The 14,531-nt window shown below is 50.6% G+C and carries 15 protein-coding genes and 3 tRNA genes; 13 read left to right on the forward strand and 5 right to left on the reverse strand.

Annotation, left to right across the window (positions count from 1 at the left end):
- Positions 1-228 precede the first annotated feature (228 nt).
- Positions 229-300: transfer RNA gene (locus DXD02_RS05290), tRNA-Asn, on the forward strand.
- 158 nt (positions 301-458) lie between these two features.
- On the opposite strand, the gene DXD02_RS05295 is transcribed toward DXD02_RS05290, so the two are convergent.
- On the reverse strand, positions 459-1,316 hold the full coding sequence (locus DXD02_RS05295; RefSeq protein WP_118666494.1) for an AraC family transcriptional regulator: 858 nt from the start codon (positions 1,314-1,316) through the stop codon (positions 459-461).
- 125 nt (positions 1,317-1,441) lie between these two features.
- Here DXD02_RS05295 and DXD02_RS05300 point away from each other — a divergent pair, with 125 nt between their 5' ends.
- Both DXD02_RS05300 and DXD02_RS05305 read left to right on the forward strand, forming a co-directional pair.
- Positions 1,442-3,637: an alpha-galactosidase gene (locus DXD02_RS05300; protein WP_117804868.1), complete on the forward strand. Its 2,196-nt coding sequence runs from the start codon at positions 1,442-1,444 to the stop codon at positions 3,635-3,637.
- A gap of 197 nt (positions 3,638-3,834) precedes the next feature.
- Entirely contained in the window at positions 3,835-4,719 is an 885-nt protein-coding gene (locus DXD02_RS05305) for an SH3 domain-containing protein (RefSeq protein WP_117802317.1), read from the forward strand.
- Between the two features lie 108 nt (positions 4,720-4,827).
- Here DXD02_RS05305 and DXD02_RS05310 read toward each other — a convergent pair.
- From DXD02_RS05310 to DXD02_RS05320, 3 genes are all read right to left on the reverse strand, one after another.
- Positions 4,828-4,899: transfer RNA gene (locus DXD02_RS05310), tRNA-Cys, on the reverse strand.
- A gap of 3 nt (positions 4,900-4,902) precedes the next feature.
- A tRNA-Glu gene (locus DXD02_RS05315) sits at positions 4,903-4,974 on the reverse strand.
- A 214-nt stretch (positions 4,975-5,188) separates the two neighbouring features.
- Positions 5,189-5,758, reverse strand: coding sequence for a helix-turn-helix transcriptional regulator (locus tag DXD02_RS05320; RefSeq protein ID WP_158565884.1), 570 nt, complete (start codon positions 5,756-5,758; stop codon positions 5,189-5,191).
- 93 nt (positions 5,759-5,851) lie between these two features.
- Between DXD02_RS05320 and DXD02_RS05325 the strand changes: the two genes are divergently transcribed.
- From DXD02_RS05325 to DXD02_RS15775, 3 genes are read left to right on the forward strand one after another with little or no spacing between them, the layout of a single operon-like run.
- Positions 5,852-6,229, forward strand: coding sequence for a TnpV protein (locus tag DXD02_RS05325; protein ID WP_055219871.1), 378 nt, complete (start codon positions 5,852-5,854; stop codon positions 6,227-6,229).
- Positions 6,230-6,243: 14 nt separating this feature from the next.
- Positions 6,244-6,426 (forward strand): hypothetical protein, encoded by a 183-nt coding sequence (locus tag DXD02_RS05330; protein WP_055219873.1) that lies wholly within the window; start codon positions 6,244-6,246, stop codon positions 6,424-6,426.
- Between the two features lie 12 nt (positions 6,427-6,438).
- On the forward strand, positions 6,439-6,741 hold the full coding sequence (locus DXD02_RS15775; protein ID WP_055219875.1) for a hypothetical protein: 303 nt from the start codon (positions 6,439-6,441) through the stop codon (positions 6,739-6,741).
- A gap of 80 nt (positions 6,742-6,821) precedes the next feature.
- On the opposite strand, the gene DXD02_RS05340 is transcribed toward DXD02_RS15775, so the two are convergent.
- On the reverse strand, positions 6,822-7,670 hold the full coding sequence (locus DXD02_RS05340) for a helix-turn-helix domain-containing protein (protein WP_055266762.1): 849 nt from the start codon (positions 7,668-7,670) through the stop codon (positions 6,822-6,824).
- Positions 7,671-7,845: 175 nt separating this feature from the next.
- Between DXD02_RS05340 and DXD02_RS15780 the strand changes: the two genes are divergently transcribed.
- The 7 genes from DXD02_RS15780 (at position 7,846) to DXD02_RS05375 (ending at position 14,500) form a co-directional block, all read left to right on the forward strand.
- Positions 7,846-8,325, forward strand: coding sequence for a hypothetical protein (locus DXD02_RS15780; RefSeq protein ID WP_226906287.1), 480 nt, complete (start codon positions 7,846-7,848; stop codon positions 8,323-8,325).
- The gene (locus tag DXD02_RS05350; protein WP_055222220.1) at positions 8,309-8,614 is read left to right on the forward strand and encodes a hypothetical protein; all 306 of its coding nucleotides are present in this window, start codon (positions 8,309-8,311) and stop codon (positions 8,612-8,614) included. The genes DXD02_RS15780 and DXD02_RS05350 overlap by 17 nt, the downstream gene beginning before the upstream one ends.
- 474 nt (positions 8,615-9,088) lie before the next feature.
- Positions 9,089-10,333 carry a hypothetical protein gene (locus DXD02_RS05355; RefSeq protein WP_055266764.1) on the forward strand — a complete coding sequence of 415 codons (1,245 nt, stop codon included), beginning with the start codon at positions 9,089-9,091 and terminating at the stop codon, positions 10,331-10,333.
- Entirely contained in the window at positions 10,330-11,034 is a 705-nt protein-coding gene (locus DXD02_RS05360; protein WP_055266766.1) for a CHC2 zinc finger domain-containing protein, read from the forward strand. Before DXD02_RS05355 ends, DXD02_RS05360 begins: the two co-directional genes overlap by 4 nt.
- Positions 10,994-12,352 (forward strand): virulence-associated E family protein, encoded by a 1,359-nt coding sequence (locus DXD02_RS05365; protein WP_055221981.1) that lies wholly within the window; start codon positions 10,994-10,996, stop codon positions 12,350-12,352. Before DXD02_RS05360 ends, DXD02_RS05365 begins: the two co-directional genes overlap by 41 nt.
- A 267-nt stretch (positions 12,353-12,619) precedes the next feature.
- Positions 12,620-12,787 carry a hypothetical protein gene (locus DXD02_RS15580; protein ID WP_164468434.1) on the forward strand — a complete coding sequence of 56 codons (168 nt, stop codon included), beginning with the start codon at positions 12,620-12,622 and terminating at the stop codon, positions 12,785-12,787.
- 72 nt (positions 12,788-12,859) lie between these two features.
- Positions 12,860-14,500, forward strand: a complete 1,641-nt coding sequence (locus tag DXD02_RS05375; RefSeq protein WP_055221983.1) for a recombinase family protein — start codon at positions 12,860-12,862, stop codon at positions 14,498-14,500.
- Positions 14,501-14,531: the final 31 nt, after the last annotated feature.

Below are 14,531 nucleotides of genomic sequence, written 5' to 3' on the forward strand. Positions count from 1 at the left end.
TGCCGTAAGGCATGGAGCTGACTGTTACTAATCGGTCGAGGGCTTGACCTGAATGGTTGTGTTCACAAAATGGAATGATAGATGTAATGTGTATGCGGTTTTGAAGGTATATCGGAAAGGCCATCGGAGAAATCCGGTGGCTTTTTGTAATTATTTTCCGCAAAATACTTGTTTTTCGAAAAAGATTGTGTTATAGTAACGATTGTTAGGAAAAGATTCCTGAGGTATTCCTCGATAGCTCAATGGTAGAGCATTCGGCTGTTAACCGAAGGGTTGTTGGTTCGAGCCCAACTCGGGGAGCTAAGATGAAGAAGCGATACAGAAATGAGAAATCATAGCTGTATCGCTTTTTTGCTGTCTGTAGCCATTAAGAAATGCCATCTAACATTTTGACGGTTTTCCATAACATTTCTTCCTGTTCATGGAAAAAAGATTTCGTTATAATAAAATCAGACAGATCACGGAACATGTGCAGAGTCCGGAGTCGTGTCCAGGCGGAACTTTTTCCGATAGGCGCTTGGCGTCATGCCCTGCTTCTGGCGGAAGGCTTTGGTAAAAACTTCGGCATTCCGGTAACCACAGGAAAAAGCGACCGTTTCGATGGAGAGATCCGTATACGATAAAAGCTCGAGCGCACGCGTGATCCGGCAGGAAGAAAGATAGTCCTGCGGTGAGGTATGGAGATATTTTTGAAACAGGGTATAAAGGTAACTTCGGTTGATGCAGACATATCTGGCAATATCCGAGACAAGGATTTCATTGGAATAATTATTTCGGATAAACTCAACGGCTTTTTCCACGTAAAGATTGCCGATCTCCCGTGCAGAAGGATCGGCAAGCGTGATTTCGCGGGAAAGAATTGAGAAAAACTGGTACAGACAGCCTTCCAGAAGATACTGGTCAGAGGTGTCATAGGTATTATGCTTCTGCATCTGAAACAAGAGGGACTGCAGTTCACCGGAAAAACTGCACTGGTAGACAGGGTGTTCCTCGGAAAGACCGAGTTCCTGTACATAAGAGGCAGCTTTTTCGCCGTCAAAACCGATCCAGAGATAGGTCCAGGGATCATCCGCATCGGCTTCATAGTAGGTGCGGACATTTGGCATCAGGAAAAAGCCCTGTCCGGTGGTTAAACGGTAAGTGCGGTTTCCGATGGTAAAAGTGCCTTTCCCGGAAATAATATAGTGGATCACGTAATTGGGGCGGACAGCAGGGCCGTAGCTGTGGAACGGCTGGCAGGCTTCGTAGCCGCAGAAGCAGAGATAAAGATCCGAAAATTTATGCTTTGGGACAGGAAGTGTCCAGGAAGTTTCCATAAGTATACCTCACAAAATGAATCATCAGAAAAGCTGGAATGTCACAAAGGATGAGATTCCGAAATATCAGTAAAATTATATCGTGTTTTGCAGGATACTGCAAGATGCCGCAGGAGGAGGAAATCATGGCAATCAAAGTAAGTGAAAATGGACGGTTATTTACCCTCCAGACAAAAGACAGCAGTTACCAGATGTTCGCAGATGACAAAAATGTGCTTCTGCATCTCTACTATGGAGAAAAAATCGGTGAGGAAAATCTTTCCGGTCTGATTTTCTGTACAGATATGGGATTTGCAGGAAATCCGGAGGAGGCAGGCCCTAACCGGAAATATTCTCTTGATGCACTTCCGCAGGAAATTCCGGGAAGTGGTGTCGGTGATTTCCGTGATGATATGATTGAGATCCGCCACGCGGACGGCAGCTTTGCAGCAGATTTTCGTTTCGATTCGTTCGAAATTCTGGATCATTCCTATGCTATTCCCGGAATGCCGGCGCTGTACGATACAGAGGAAGAAAAAGGTGAGACTCTTGTTATTACAATGACGGAGAAGGCTTCCGACATTGTGCTGAAGCTGTTTTACGGTGTATTTGAAAAGGAAAATGTGATTACGAGAGCGGCAAGACTCGAAAATCACGGAGAAACGGCAATTGAGCTGGAAAAAATGCTGTCATTCAGCATGGATCTGATGTATGAAAATTATGAGATGATCTATTTCTCGGGTCGTCATGCGATGGAGCGTACGGCGGAGCGGATTCCGGTGCAGCATGCAAAAGTCGAGATCGGAAGCACCCGCGGTACATCGAGCCATCATTACAATCCGGCTGTGATCCTCTGCGAGGAGGGTGCGGGTGAGACACACGGTTCCTGCATCGGCGCATGCCTCGTTTACAGCGGAAACTTTGTTGCGGCAGCACAGAAGGATCAGAAAAATCAGACCCGTTTTCAGATGGGTATTCATCCGACCAATTTCTGCTTCCATCTGGAAAAAGGAGAGGCGTTCGATACCCCGCAGGCAATCTTAAGCTATTCCGGAACCGGCCTTACCAAACTGTCACAGCAGTATCATGAGATCATCCGCGAGCATATCTGCCGTGGCGCATACAAGCATGCCAAACGACCGATTCTGATCAACAACTGGGAAGCAACCTATTTTAATTTCAACGAAGAAAAAATCCTGAAAATTGCAGAACAGGCGCAAAAGCTTGGCATTGAGATGCTGGTGCTTGACGATGGCTGGTTTGGAAAACGAGAGGATGATAACAGTGGTCTCGGTGACTGGTTCGTCAACGAGAAAAAGATGAACGGCTCCATGGCGCAGCTTGCAGAAAAAATTCACAAGATGGGCATGAAATTCGGTCTCTGGTTTGAGCCGGAGATGATTTCCGAGGACAGTGATCTTTACCGTGCACATCCGGACTGGGCATTTGCAATTCCTGGCCGTGTGCCGAACCACAGCAGAAATCAGCTTGTACTTGATATGACGCGTGAGGATGTGCGTGAGTATCTGCTGGAGCGTCTGACAACCATCGTTCATGATGCAAAGATTGATTATGTCAAATGGGATATGAACCGCAGTGTCTGCGATGTTTACAGCCATGTGGCAGCACAGAGCCGAAACGGAGAGCTGTATCACCGCTATGTGCTCGGTGTTTACGATTTGATGGAAAAATTCCTTGCCGCATGCCCGAATCTGCTGCTCGAGGGCTGCAGCGGAGGAGGCGGAAGATATGATGCCGGTATGATGTATTATTCCCCGCAGATCTGGTGCAGCGATAATACCGATGCGATCAACCGCCTGTCTATCCAGTACGGAAGCTCGTTCTTCTATCCGATCAGTACCGTTGGTTCCCACGTTTCTGTATGCCCGAACCATCAGACCGGCCGTGTGACACCGTTCCGGACAAGAGGCGATGTGGCGCTGGCAGGAAGCTTTGGATATGAGATGGATCTGAATAAGATTTCAGAGGAAGAAAAAGAGATGGTAAAAGAGCAGGTTGCTGCGATGCATGAATATTACGAGCTCACACACGAAGGCCTGTATTACCGTCTGACCGGACTGAAAAAACAGGATTTCATGGCATGGGAGTTCGTGGCAGAGGATCAGAGCCGCGCACTGCTTACGATCGTAAAGACTGACGCAGAAGGAAATATGCTTCCGGTTCACACGAAAGTGTGCGGTCTTGCAGAGGATAAGCTGTACCGCTGCAGCCTGGACCAGGAAGTCCGCCTTGGCCGTACCTGGAACCGTGCGGGGCTGACCCTGCATCAGGTGCTGGGAGAGTATGAGAGTATCCGGGTCGAATTTACAGAAGTAAAATAAAAAAGATAAGAAAAATCTTCAACTGGATTTGAGGGGGAGGGAACCTCAATCTGGTTGGAGATTTTTTTGCATAAAGAAAATCAAGGCAGGAGGGAAGGAACGTACTCTTTACAGTGCAAAAATAGTTGTGATACAATAAGCAAAAGAAATTTTCTGACAGAAAATAAAGACGGAACTGTCAAGAAAGGAAATTGTACATGAGAAACAGAAAAAACTGTTTAGCGGTTCTTCTGATGACAACTATTGTGGTAATGGGATGTGGAAATCAGCAGGTGAAAAAGGAGAATCCATCGGCTGTCTCCGAAAGAGCATCCAGTGTCCAGGATGAGTCAGAAGATGGTGAAAAAGAGTTTCTTTCTACATACCAGAATATTATAATCACACTTCCAGAAGGCTGGAATGTAATGAGAGATGAAAAAATCCAATGCAGTTTCATATCGGAAGATGGGGAAAGTCTTGAGATATCGTATCGGGAAGGAATGGCAAAAGTGATACTTATGGATTTTCCGGAGGACGAAGAGAGCGCTGAAAATTTGCTCTATCCGAATGAAATAACAGGGGAAAACAGCATCAGTGATTTTATGGTGAAAACAGCTAACGAAGGAAAAGATAACGAGAGTTCCTTTTATCGTTTCCAGGTAAAAAATTCCCAGCAGATTCCGATTGCATTTTTCTGCGGGGTGAAAACGGAGAATGAAGGGTATCAGATCATATGGAAAAAAGGAAGCGGCAGCAACGATACACAGCAAATCGTGCCGGAAATACTGGAGTCTCTGCAGTTCCCGGACAATGAGCTGCTGACAGAAACATTTCAGACGGCCTGCAAGGAGCAGAAAAGAGCTCTGGAAGCAGAAAATAATTCGGATGGCGTGAAAAAGCAGAAGGGTAAGAAAACCGTCACCTGTATCTCACCGGTCAATGTACGTACAGAACCCAACGTCAGCACAAGCCAGGTCATCGGAGCTCTGACGACAGGGGAAGAAGTGGAAATGCTCGGAAAAGAAAACGGATGGTACAAGATTTCGTATGAGGGAAAAACGGCGTATGTGTACGAAGACTATGTGAAAGAAAAAGAAAATTAAAAAAATCATATTTTCAAAAAAGCTGCCGAAGCAAACAGAACCGGCAGCTTTTTTGAAATAATTTTGAAAAAGAAAAATCCCGGAAACTATCTGTTTCCGGGAAAGAAGAGGCGTCGACCGGATTTGAACCGGTGGATACTGGTGTTGCAGACCATTGCCTTACCACTTGGCTACGACGCCATATGACTCCGACGGGAATCGAACCCGTGTTACCGCCGTGAAAGGGCGATGTCTTAACCGCTTGACCACGGAGCCGAAGTTTTTGTTTTGTCTGCCGTGATTTTTGCTCAGCGACAAGTAGTATATTATCATAAGAAAACGAGTTTGGCAAGTGTTTTTTGAAAAAAAATCAAAAATTTTTGAGATTTGTGTTGCCGTGCATTCAGAAGGAAAAAATTTGAGTTTCGCTGTGTAAGAAAGTGATTTATCTTTGCGTAGATATAAAAAGGAAACAGAAAAATTTGCCGGGTCAGGGCATGGCCTTTCGATATTCTTCCGGTGACATACCAAAAGTCCGGCGGAAAATGCTGGCAAAATAGCTGGGGCTTTCAAATCCGGTATGCAGAGCAATTTCCAAGATAGAAAGCGAGCTGCCGGTAAGAAGATCTGCGGCTTGGGTTACGCGGTACTGGTTGATATAGGAAATAGGCGTTGTGTGAAAGTGCGTTTTGAAGAAACGACAAAAATATTGTGGATTCATATTGAGTATAGCAGCAAGATCTGAAAGACGGATTTTAGAATCATAGTTATCCTGAATATAACGTAAGAGTTTTTTACACTGATCAGATCTTTCTTTTTTACGAGTGCAGAGGGGTTCCGGATGAAGAAAAAGCTGGTATTGCGCCAGAAGTGCAAGAATCCGATACATGTCACTTTTGATCAGAAGAAACCAGCCGATGGGTTTGGTATCGTATGCATACAGGATTTCCTGGAAAAGCTCAGATAATGTCAGTACAAATGTTTTCTGTGTCTGAGAGGAGGCTTCAGCAGCAGAAAGCTCTTCCAATGGAAAAGCCGGAAGAAGCAGTTGATATGCCATACTTGTTCGTGAAGAGTTCAGTTGCCTTGAATTTATCATGAACAGGGACACGATCAACTGGATTCTGAAATAACTGAATACAGGAGGTCGAACATGGAGCATTTACCAAAGAAAATCCATCAAAACGGAATCAGCTACACGCTGGTGGGAGACTACTACATCCCCGATCTGGAGCTACCGGAGGAAAGCCGCCCCATTGGGCGGTGGGGCCGGATGCACAAAGCGTTTCTGCAAGAACACCGGCCCGGCCAGTACAATGCCCTGCTTCTGTCGGGAAAACTCTGGACATATCTTGCTGACCTGAACGAACAGGCCGCTGACCGGCTGGCGTGTATCGTCTCGCAGATGCAGGAGGCGGAGGGTGTCACCGAGGAACTGAAAGCCCGTGACCAGCTTGCGTGGGTCGGGGGCATGAACAGCATTCGCAGCCGAGCAGAGGAAATCATCCTCTCTGAGATGATTTTTGTTTAAGGAGGTGCCTGTCTATGAGATACCGTATCGAATACGCCGATGGGCGTTATTGTAACTTTGCCAACGGCAGGGCTGAGCTGCTGAAATGGCTGAAACTGCTGAAGCAAGAGGAAATCTCCGACATCCGCAAAGTATATAAAAGCGGTGTGTCAGATTCCGTCCTGGAAACATACCGGAATTATATCCGCCCAGCATAAGGAGGGGCGCTTATGGGTACAGATATAGAAAAATTGGTTGATTTGATGATTCAGGAGCGGATGCAGAGCCAGTTTGCTAAGTGGCGGGAGGCAGAAACCGGCACGGAGAAAAAAGAGGACTGCCTTCGCTTGGAAAACGAGTATGAAAAAGCAATCAGCGCATTGTCTGAGGAACAGAAGGACGCTGTAAGACACTACTGTGATTCTATTTTCGATTCTGGTGCAGAAAGCGAGTGCTTCTTTTACCGGCTGGGCCTCAAAGATGGCATCCGTCTCTGGAAGTTTATGAAAAAGCTGATGAAAACGGTCAGCTAACGGATGTATAACCACATATTTTATTCCGCCCACAAACGGGTCGAAAGCCGTCCAACGGTACAGATTGGGCGGCTTTCCTGTTATCTGCGTTTCTTCCGCTTGGGCGCATAGTACGGCTGCGGCTTGGCCTTTCCTCTCATGTTGTTGGGATTTTTGAGCATTTTGGACAGGCTCAGTATCCGCAAAAATGCAGAGAAGTCCTCTGAGGAAATCTTCTCGAAGGGTATCTGCATTCTGTCGCAAAATTCGTGGATTACCACTTCCTCTTGGCTGCCCTGTTCGAGCGCCTGTTCAAACTTTTCCTTGACGTCATCCAGCGTGGGCTGCGGGTCGGCGGTGGTCTTGTCCTTGCGGTGTGCTTCCCGGATGTCCCGGACGATGCTGTCCAGATCATCGTGCATGACATGGCTGTAAAAATCGCTTTCCTGCACCTGCCCCAGTTCCAGCGTCCGCATATAGAGGTCATCTTCTCCGGGCGCATACTTGCTCATGACGGTCTGCCGGGTGGCCTCCAACACCAGATTCATCTGCTCCACCCGCATATTGGCGATCTGGTCGATGCAGATTTCCATATCTATCATCAGCCGCCGGAAATTCGGGTGGGCAGCCAGTTCGCAGAGAAGCCGGTTGTTGATTTTGCCGCTGCTCAAAAGTTCCACCATATCATCACTCAGATGCAGAGATTGAAGTTCTGTGTTTGGGTGATTTTTATTTTCCGTCAGCCCCATCAGATAGTCGGTGGACACGCCGTAAAAGTCCGCCAGCGTTGCAATCGCAAACGGGCTGATGTCCTTGTAGTCATCGGTTTCGTATTTTCCCAGCGCGGATTTAGACAGGCCGGTCTGCTCCGCCAGTTGTTCCAGCGTCAGGTGCTTGTCCACCACCCGCAGGTCTTTGAGCCGCTCCGGGATTGTCAGCTTTGCGTACATCCAAAGCCCCCTCTCTCGTTATCTTTTTCAGTGATTACACCCATTATAGCACGATTCCATAAGCGTGGAAATATGCGGATTTCGAGCGTTTTTCCGACGTTTTGGATATACGGGAAAGGGCCTCTTTTTTCGGTAAACTGGTTCTTGCAGACAGGCACAGAACCTTGAAAATCGAATGACCGGCTGCAAGGGGTATGGCCTCCGGGGAAGTGACGCCAGGACAGAAATCGAGCACACCAAAGAGGCCGATACGCCGGGAGAAATTCCGGGCAGGAGCGGCTTGCAGGCAGACCGGCGGACAGGAAACAAGTTTATCATGCGGGGCGCATGGCTCCGCAGCAAAGAAATGGAGGAAATCATTATGACACTGAGTATGAAAGAAAAGAAGATTCTCTACGCTTACGGCTGTCTCAGCCACCACAATACGGTGACACGGCTGAAATGGCTGACGGCTCTGACGGTTGACCCGGAGGCCAAACGCCGGATGCTGGGGCTGGCCCGGAAGGTGGAGACGGAGATGAACGAAAGCTGGTACGAGGATTTTTATCACCATCTGCGCATGGAGATGGACGAGTACCGCCGTCTCAAGCGCAACCTGCGTGTGCTGAAATCTTACACCGATTATGAGGAGGATCTGTATGAAGAAGCTGTCTAAGTATGAGAAAGAAACCATCATCAACTGGAACGAGGCGGAGAACCTTGCCAGCGTCTACACCTTCAACGCCAGCTTGAAGCGCAGGCTGGCTGATTTCAGCCGGAAGTACCCACTGTTGTGCCGGTTGGAGCGCAGCACGCCGGAGGGCAGCGTGACCTATGTGCTGGACAAGTCCCGGCTGTCGATCCGGCTGGTGCCTCCGTACAGCGAAGAACGGAAAGCCGCCGCAAGGGAGTACGCAAAGGAGCATGGCTTTCAGGTGGTGGTAACGGAAGAAAAAATCGCCTAAAATCGGGGTGTTTACGGGAAAAATGACGGGTCTGCACCCGATGTTTTGACCGGCAATCCCCGCAGGCGTATTCCGTATCCACTCCCCGCCTATGGGCGCAAATGTGTGGATACGGAGCCGGTGAAACTGGCAAACACCGTTCCTGCGGTGGAAGCCAGCTTCGCCGGTGCGGAAGTACAGAGGGCGGCCAGCCCTTTGTGGCGGGGTGCAGGGGCGGCAGCGCACTGCTGGGGTCAAGGGGCAACGCCCATTGGCAGGTTAAGGGCGGCAGCCATTATCGGGTCAAGGACGAAGTGCCTTGGCAGGTTGAGGGCAGCCGCCCCATCGGGTCAAGGGTGAAACGCCTTGCCCAGGGAAAGTTGATGCCTGCGTCAACTTGTATTGGGTATTACCTGACGCAAAATTCGCAGGATTTGCGGCTTCGCCGCCCCTTCCCCGGCCCCAGAACATCTTCGCAGGAAGGAGGAAATCTGTTTGAAACTGACACGACACAATGGACGCTCCGGCAAGCATGGCACCTATAATCCCCGCCACAATGACCGCCGGTTCGATGTGGAGAACAGCGAACACATTGACGCAGAACGGGCAAGGCAAAATGTCTACTGGGACTGCTACCGGGGCTTTACCACCCATGAGTTCCGGGAGAACCCGGAGCAGCCGGATTTCAGCTTTGAGGAAATCGAGCGGATGTATTACTACGAGCATTACGGCGGCTATGTGGAAGCTCAGAACGCCCGGAATGAGAAAACCCGGCACACCGAGCGCAACCGCACTGTGGAGGACTTGCTGAAAAACAACAAGACCTGCCCGGAGGAAAGTATCTACCAGATCGGCACGATGGGAGAATCCGTCTCGCCGGATACGCTCTTTTCCATCGTCAATGAGTTTTATCAGGAATTTGAGCGCCGCTTCGGTTCCCATATCCACATCCTGGACTGGGCGCTCCATCTGGACGAGGGGACGCCCCACATCCATGAGCGGCACGTCTTTGACTGTGAGAACCGCTATGGGGAACTGTGCCCCCAGCAGGAAAAGGCGCTGGAAGAACTTGGCATCCCTCTCCCCAACCCGGAGAAGCCCAAAGGCCGGAACAACAACCGCAAGCAGACCTTTGATGCGGTCTGCCGGACGATCCTGTTTGACATCGCCAGACGGCATGGGCTGCATCTGGATCAGGAGCCGTCCTACGGCGGGCGGGACTATCTGGAAAAACAGGATTATATCCTGATGAAGCAGAAGGAGCAGCTTGCGGCGCAGGAGCAGAAGCTGGAAGAACTGACGCTCAAAATCGAGGACGTGGAGACGCTGTTAGATGATGTTTCCGATGCGGCCTATGACAAGGCGGTGGAGGTGGTGACCGATACCGTCCGGCAGGAGACACACAAAGAAGATATTCGTCTGATCGAGGAAACGAAAAAGTGGGTGCTTTCGCCGGAGCGGAAGGCCCCGAAGAAGGAGCGTGACTACGCTGCCGCCCGTCTGGATGGAGTGATTACCAAAATCAAACGGGTCATGCAGAACGCCCTGGCAAAAATCCAGAAAACTCTCATGCAGCCGGAGGTCAAGAAGGCCGGTAAGGAGCAGATTAAGGAGAAGGCCAGAGAATCCATCCGGGAGAAGCTGGCGAAAGGCAGGCTGAACGCTGACCGAGATAACCGGGAACGCTGGGAACGTGAGGGGCGGATTGCTCCGAAAAAGAAACACGATATGGAGTTATGAGGCACCTGATTTTCTGCGGAAACGGGTGCTTTTTTCTCTGCCTGGAGGTGAGAAAATCGAATATATTTGAAGCGGTGAAGGAGTCTGTCACCACAAGGCAGGCTGCGGAATATTACGGGGTGCAGGTTGGCAGGAATGGCATGGCCTGCTGTCCCTTCCATGATGACAAACATCCCAGTATGAAGATTGACCATCGGTTCCACTGCTTTGGCTGTCAGGCAGATGGGGATGTGATTGATTTTACCGCCCGTCTGTTTAGTCTGAGCAGTAAGGAGGCGGCGCTGAAGCTGGCGGAGGATTTCTCTGTCCACTATGACGCCAAAGGCCATGACCCGCCCCGCAGGAGGCCGGTCAAGCGAAAAATCAGCGAGGAACTGCGTTACCGGCAGGCGGAGCAGAAATGTTTCCGGGTGCTGTGCAATTACCTGCATCTGCTGGAACGCTGGGAGAAGGAATACGCCCCGCAGACGCCGGATGAAGCGTGGAATCCGCTGTTCGTGGAGGCCCTGCAAAAGAAACCGTACACGGAATATCTGCTGGATATTCTCTTGTCCGGCAGCATGGAGGAACGTGCTTCCGTGGTCGCTGAGTATGGAAAAGAGGTGAGGAAGATTGAGCAGCGAATATCAGAGTTTACCGCTAGCCACCCGGCAGGCCGCCATGAGCGCAGCCGAAGCCTTAGCGCCGGAGCGGAGCGTTGATGAGGTGCGGGAAAGCCTGTCCGTCACCGAGAAGGGCCAGCCCGCCAACACCATCGGCAACTGCCGGACGGTGTTCTGCCATGACCCTCTCCTGCGTGGGGCGATCCGCCTGAACCTTTTGACTGACCGGGTGGACATTGTACAGGATTTAGGCTGGCGCAGGAATACCAGTGCCCTGACGGATACGGACGTGAAATATCTGCTTCTCTATTTTGAGCAGACCTATGGCCTGACCAGTGAGAAAAAGATGACGGCGGCGCTCTCCATCGTGGCGAATGAGAACTGCTACCATCCCATACAGGACGTGCTAAACGGCCTTGTCTGGGACGGGACGCCCCGCATCCGCTCCTGTCTCCATCATTTCTTAGGTGCGGACGAGAGCGACTATGTGGAGGAAATGCTGAAACACTTTTTGCTGGGGGCTATCCGGCGGGTATTCCGCCCCGGCTCCAAATATGAGGAAATGCTCTGTCTGGTGGGCGGTCAGGGGGCTGGCAAGTCCAGCTTCTTCCGCTTGCTGGCGATCCGGGACGAGTGGTTCAGTGACGACCTGAAAAAACTGGACGATGACAGGGTGTATCTGAAGCTGCAAGGACACTGGATTATCGAAATGTCGGAGATGCTGGCTACCAGCAGCGCCAAAAGCATTGAAGAAATCCGCTCCTTTATCAGCCGCCAGAAGGAAACCTACCGGACGCCCTACGAGGCCCAGCCCAAAGACCGGCTGCGGCAGTGTGTGTTCGGCGGTTCGTCCAACACACTGGACTTCCTGCCCCTTGACCGGGCCGGAAATCGGCGCTTTTTGCCGATCATGATTTACCCGGAGAATGCAGAGGTTCACATTTTGGAGGACGAGGACGCCTCCAGAGCCTATCTTTTACAGGTCTGGGCGGAGGCCATGACGATTTACCGCAGCGGCCACTACTCTATGAAGTTCAGCAAGTCCATCCAGCGCCAGCTGGTGGAGGTGCAGAAGGATTTCATGCCGGAGGACACCGAGGCCGGACAGATACAGGGCTTTCTGGAACACTACACCGGCAGCATGGTCTGCTCCAAACAGCTGTTCAAGGAGGCGCTGGGCCACACCTACGATGAGCCGAAGCGGTGGCAGCTGCACAATATCAACGAGATCATGAACACGGTGGTGACGGGCTGGAAACCATTCTCCAATCCCCGGATGTTCACCGGATATGGCAGGCAGAGGGGCTGGGAACGGGACGTTTCCGGCAACGAACTGCCCGGCAACGAAGATGGATTTGTGGAGCTGACCGAGGAAGAATGCTGCCAGCTGGAACTGCCGAAGGAGTGGATCGCATAAAATTAGCGGTCTGTTGCCGGGATGGTTGCCACTTGGTTGCCGGGTTTGTTGCCGGGGATTCTCCGGTCTGGATACGGAAAAAGCCTGTAAATAAGGTATTTTCTAATATCTATCTCTATCTCCGGCAACGAAAACAACGAGATTTTTCAAGAAAATTGATAAAGTAAGATTTGCAGGTCAGACGGTAGTTTACAGGTTTTCAGAGGTTCGTTGCCGGACTTCGTTGCCAGTGCTGCCGTCTGGCCTGCTACTCTATGGAGGTAGCCTATGGAAAAAAGCAAACAGCAGAAAAATAAAGTCCGTTTTGTGGTGGTGCGGGAGTTCTCCGGGGAGAAGTCCATGCGGGAAGCCTTTGAGCAGCTGATCGAGCGCCAGACCTGCGAACACTTCGAGGAATGGCTGGAACAGCGGGAAATGGCCGAAAACGCTGCGTAAAAACGGTTGATTCAGGGGCAGGGACATGGTACTATAATGGTATCGTGTCCCTGTTCATAGAAGGAGAACGCTATGAGCAGGAAAAAACAAGTCTATGAGAAAATCACCGCTCTCTACTGCCGCATCTCTCTGGATGACGGCGGCGACAACGAGAGTATGAGCATCAGCAACCAGAAAATCATGCTTCGGGACTTTGCTGAAAAGCATGGAATGTTCCAGTATGAATATTATGTGGATGACGGCTATACGGGCCGCAATTTCAACCGCCCTGCCTTCCAGCGCATGATCGCTGACATTGAGGCGGGGAAGATCGGCTGCGTCATCACCAAAGACCTATCCAGGCTTGGTAGGAACTATATTGAAGCTGGCAGCTATATCGAAATCTTTTTCCCCAAACACAATGTACGCTATATCGCCATCACGGACGGCGTGGACAGCCTGACCCGTCAGGAGATGGACATTACGCCCTTTAAGAATATCCTGAACGATATGTACAGCCGGGATATTTCTAAAAAGGTGCTGGCAGGCATCACCACCCGCTCCCGGCAGGGGAAGTTCTGCGGAGGGACGCCGCCCTTCGGCCTGATGCGTGACCCGGAGGACAAGGGGCATCTCATCATTGACCCTGAGACAGCGCCAATCATCCGCAAAATCTATGACTATGCCCTTGACGGGCTGGGCTGCATGAGGATTTCCAAACGTCTGATGGAAGAAAAAATCCCAATCACCCATGTCAAAGCCAACACGGAGTTTGACGCCAACTATTATTTCTGGGGCGGAGCCAGAATCAGTCACATCCTGAGAAATCCATTCTATAAGGGCGCACATTTGGTCTTTCGGACGCATCAGAAAGGCATCCGCTCCAACACCTATGACATTATTCCCCGTGACCAGTGGGAAGTGATCGAGGGCTGCCATGAGGCCATTGTGACGCCGGAGGAATGGGAACAGGTGCAGGAACTCATTGACCGCAGGCCGACCATTCAGGGGAATTCCTGCCCCTTTTATAATCTGTTCCACGGTCTGGTCTACTGCGCCACCTGCGGGAAGTCCATGCAGGTGCGGTATGAGAAAGTGGGCCGAACCGGGAAGAACCGCTTCACCGGCGAAATGCGGGAGCCGATTGACAAGGCGTACTATATCTGCCAGACCTACAACCGCATGGGCTGCAAGGTCTGTTCCAGCCACAAGATCGAGGCCAGGGATTTATACAATCTGGTGCTGAAAGACATTCAGGAACTGGCGGCGCAGGCTATGAAGGATGCCGATGCGTTCTACCAGCGGCTCAGCCGCCGGATGGAGCACCGGTATCTGGTGGACGCCTCCCAGACAGAAAAGGAACGCCTGCGGCTGGAAGCCCGAAATCAGGAAATTGACGGGATGTTCCTGAGCCTGTACACCGATAAGGCCAAAGGCATCCTGACCGAGCAGCGGTTTGTGAAGCTGACGGCGGCGCTGGAACAGGAGCAGGAATCCAACCAGAAACGCCTGCATGACCTGGCAATGATGCAAGGTCGTGCCGATGCGCAAGAAAGCGAAGTCCGCACTTTTATCAAGGAAATCCGGCGCTATGCCGCCATCGAGGAACTGGACGAGGCGGTGCTGAACCGGCTCATTAGCCGGATTCTGATTGGAGAAATCAAGAAGATTGATGGTCAGAGGACACAGGAGGTTAAGATTATTTACAATTTTGTTGGGGAAATGTCAAGGTAGAATTTAGACGCTAAATACTTTTAATTTATAT

The organism is Blautia sp. TF10-30 (assembly GCF_003481245.1).
Classification (GTDB): Bacteria; Bacillota; Clostridia; order Lachnospirales; family Lachnospiraceae; genus Fusicatenibacter; species Fusicatenibacter saccharivorans.

Excerpts from the sequence above, each read along its gene's own strand:
- DXD02_RS05295 (WP_118666494.1), bottom strand. The coding sequence starts at position 1,316 with ATGGAAACTTCCTGGACACTTCCTGTCCCAAAGCATAAATTTTCGGAT.
- DXD02_RS05300 (WP_117804868.1), top strand. The coding sequence starts at position 1,442 with ATGGCAATCAAAGTAAGTGAAAATGGACGGTTATTTACCCTCCAGACA.
- DXD02_RS05305 (WP_117802317.1), top strand. The coding sequence starts at position 3,835 with ATGAGAAACAGAAAAAACTGTTTAGCGGTTCTTCTGATGACAACTATT.
- DXD02_RS05320 (WP_158565884.1), bottom strand. The coding sequence starts at position 5,758 with ATGGCATATCAACTGCTTCTTCCGGCTTTTCCATTGGAAGAGCTTTCT.
- DXD02_RS05325 (WP_055219871.1), top strand. The coding sequence starts at position 5,852 with ATGGAGCATTTACCAAAGAAAATCCATCAAAACGGAATCAGCTACACG.
- DXD02_RS05330 (WP_055219873.1), top strand. The coding sequence starts at position 6,244 with ATGAGATACCGTATCGAATACGCCGATGGGCGTTATTGTAACTTTGCC.
- DXD02_RS15775 (WP_055219875.1), top strand. The coding sequence starts at position 6,439 with ATGGGTACAGATATAGAAAAATTGGTTGATTTGATGATTCAGGAGCGG.
- DXD02_RS05340 (WP_055266762.1), bottom strand. The coding sequence starts at position 7,670 with ATGTACGCAAAGCTGACAATCCCGGAGCGGCTCAAAGACCTGCGGGTG.
- DXD02_RS15780 (WP_226906287.1), top strand. The coding sequence starts at position 7,846 with ATGACCGGCTGCAAGGGGTATGGCCTCCGGGGAAGTGACGCCAGGACA.
- DXD02_RS05350 (WP_055222220.1), top strand. The coding sequence starts at position 8,309 with ATGAAGAAGCTGTCTAAGTATGAGAAAGAAACCATCATCAACTGGAAC.
- DXD02_RS05360 (WP_055266766.1), top strand. The coding sequence starts at position 10,330 with ATGAGGCACCTGATTTTCTGCGGAAACGGGTGCTTTTTTCTCTGCCTG.
- DXD02_RS05365 (WP_055221981.1), top strand. The coding sequence starts at position 10,994 with ATGAGCGCAGCCGAAGCCTTAGCGCCGGAGCGGAGCGTTGATGAGGTG.
- DXD02_RS15580 (WP_164468434.1), top strand. The coding sequence starts at position 12,620 with ATGGAAAAAAGCAAACAGCAGAAAAATAAAGTCCGTTTTGTGGTGGTG.
- DXD02_RS05375 (WP_055221983.1), top strand. The coding sequence starts at position 12,860 with ATGAGCAGGAAAAAACAAGTCTATGAGAAAATCACCGCTCTCTACTGC.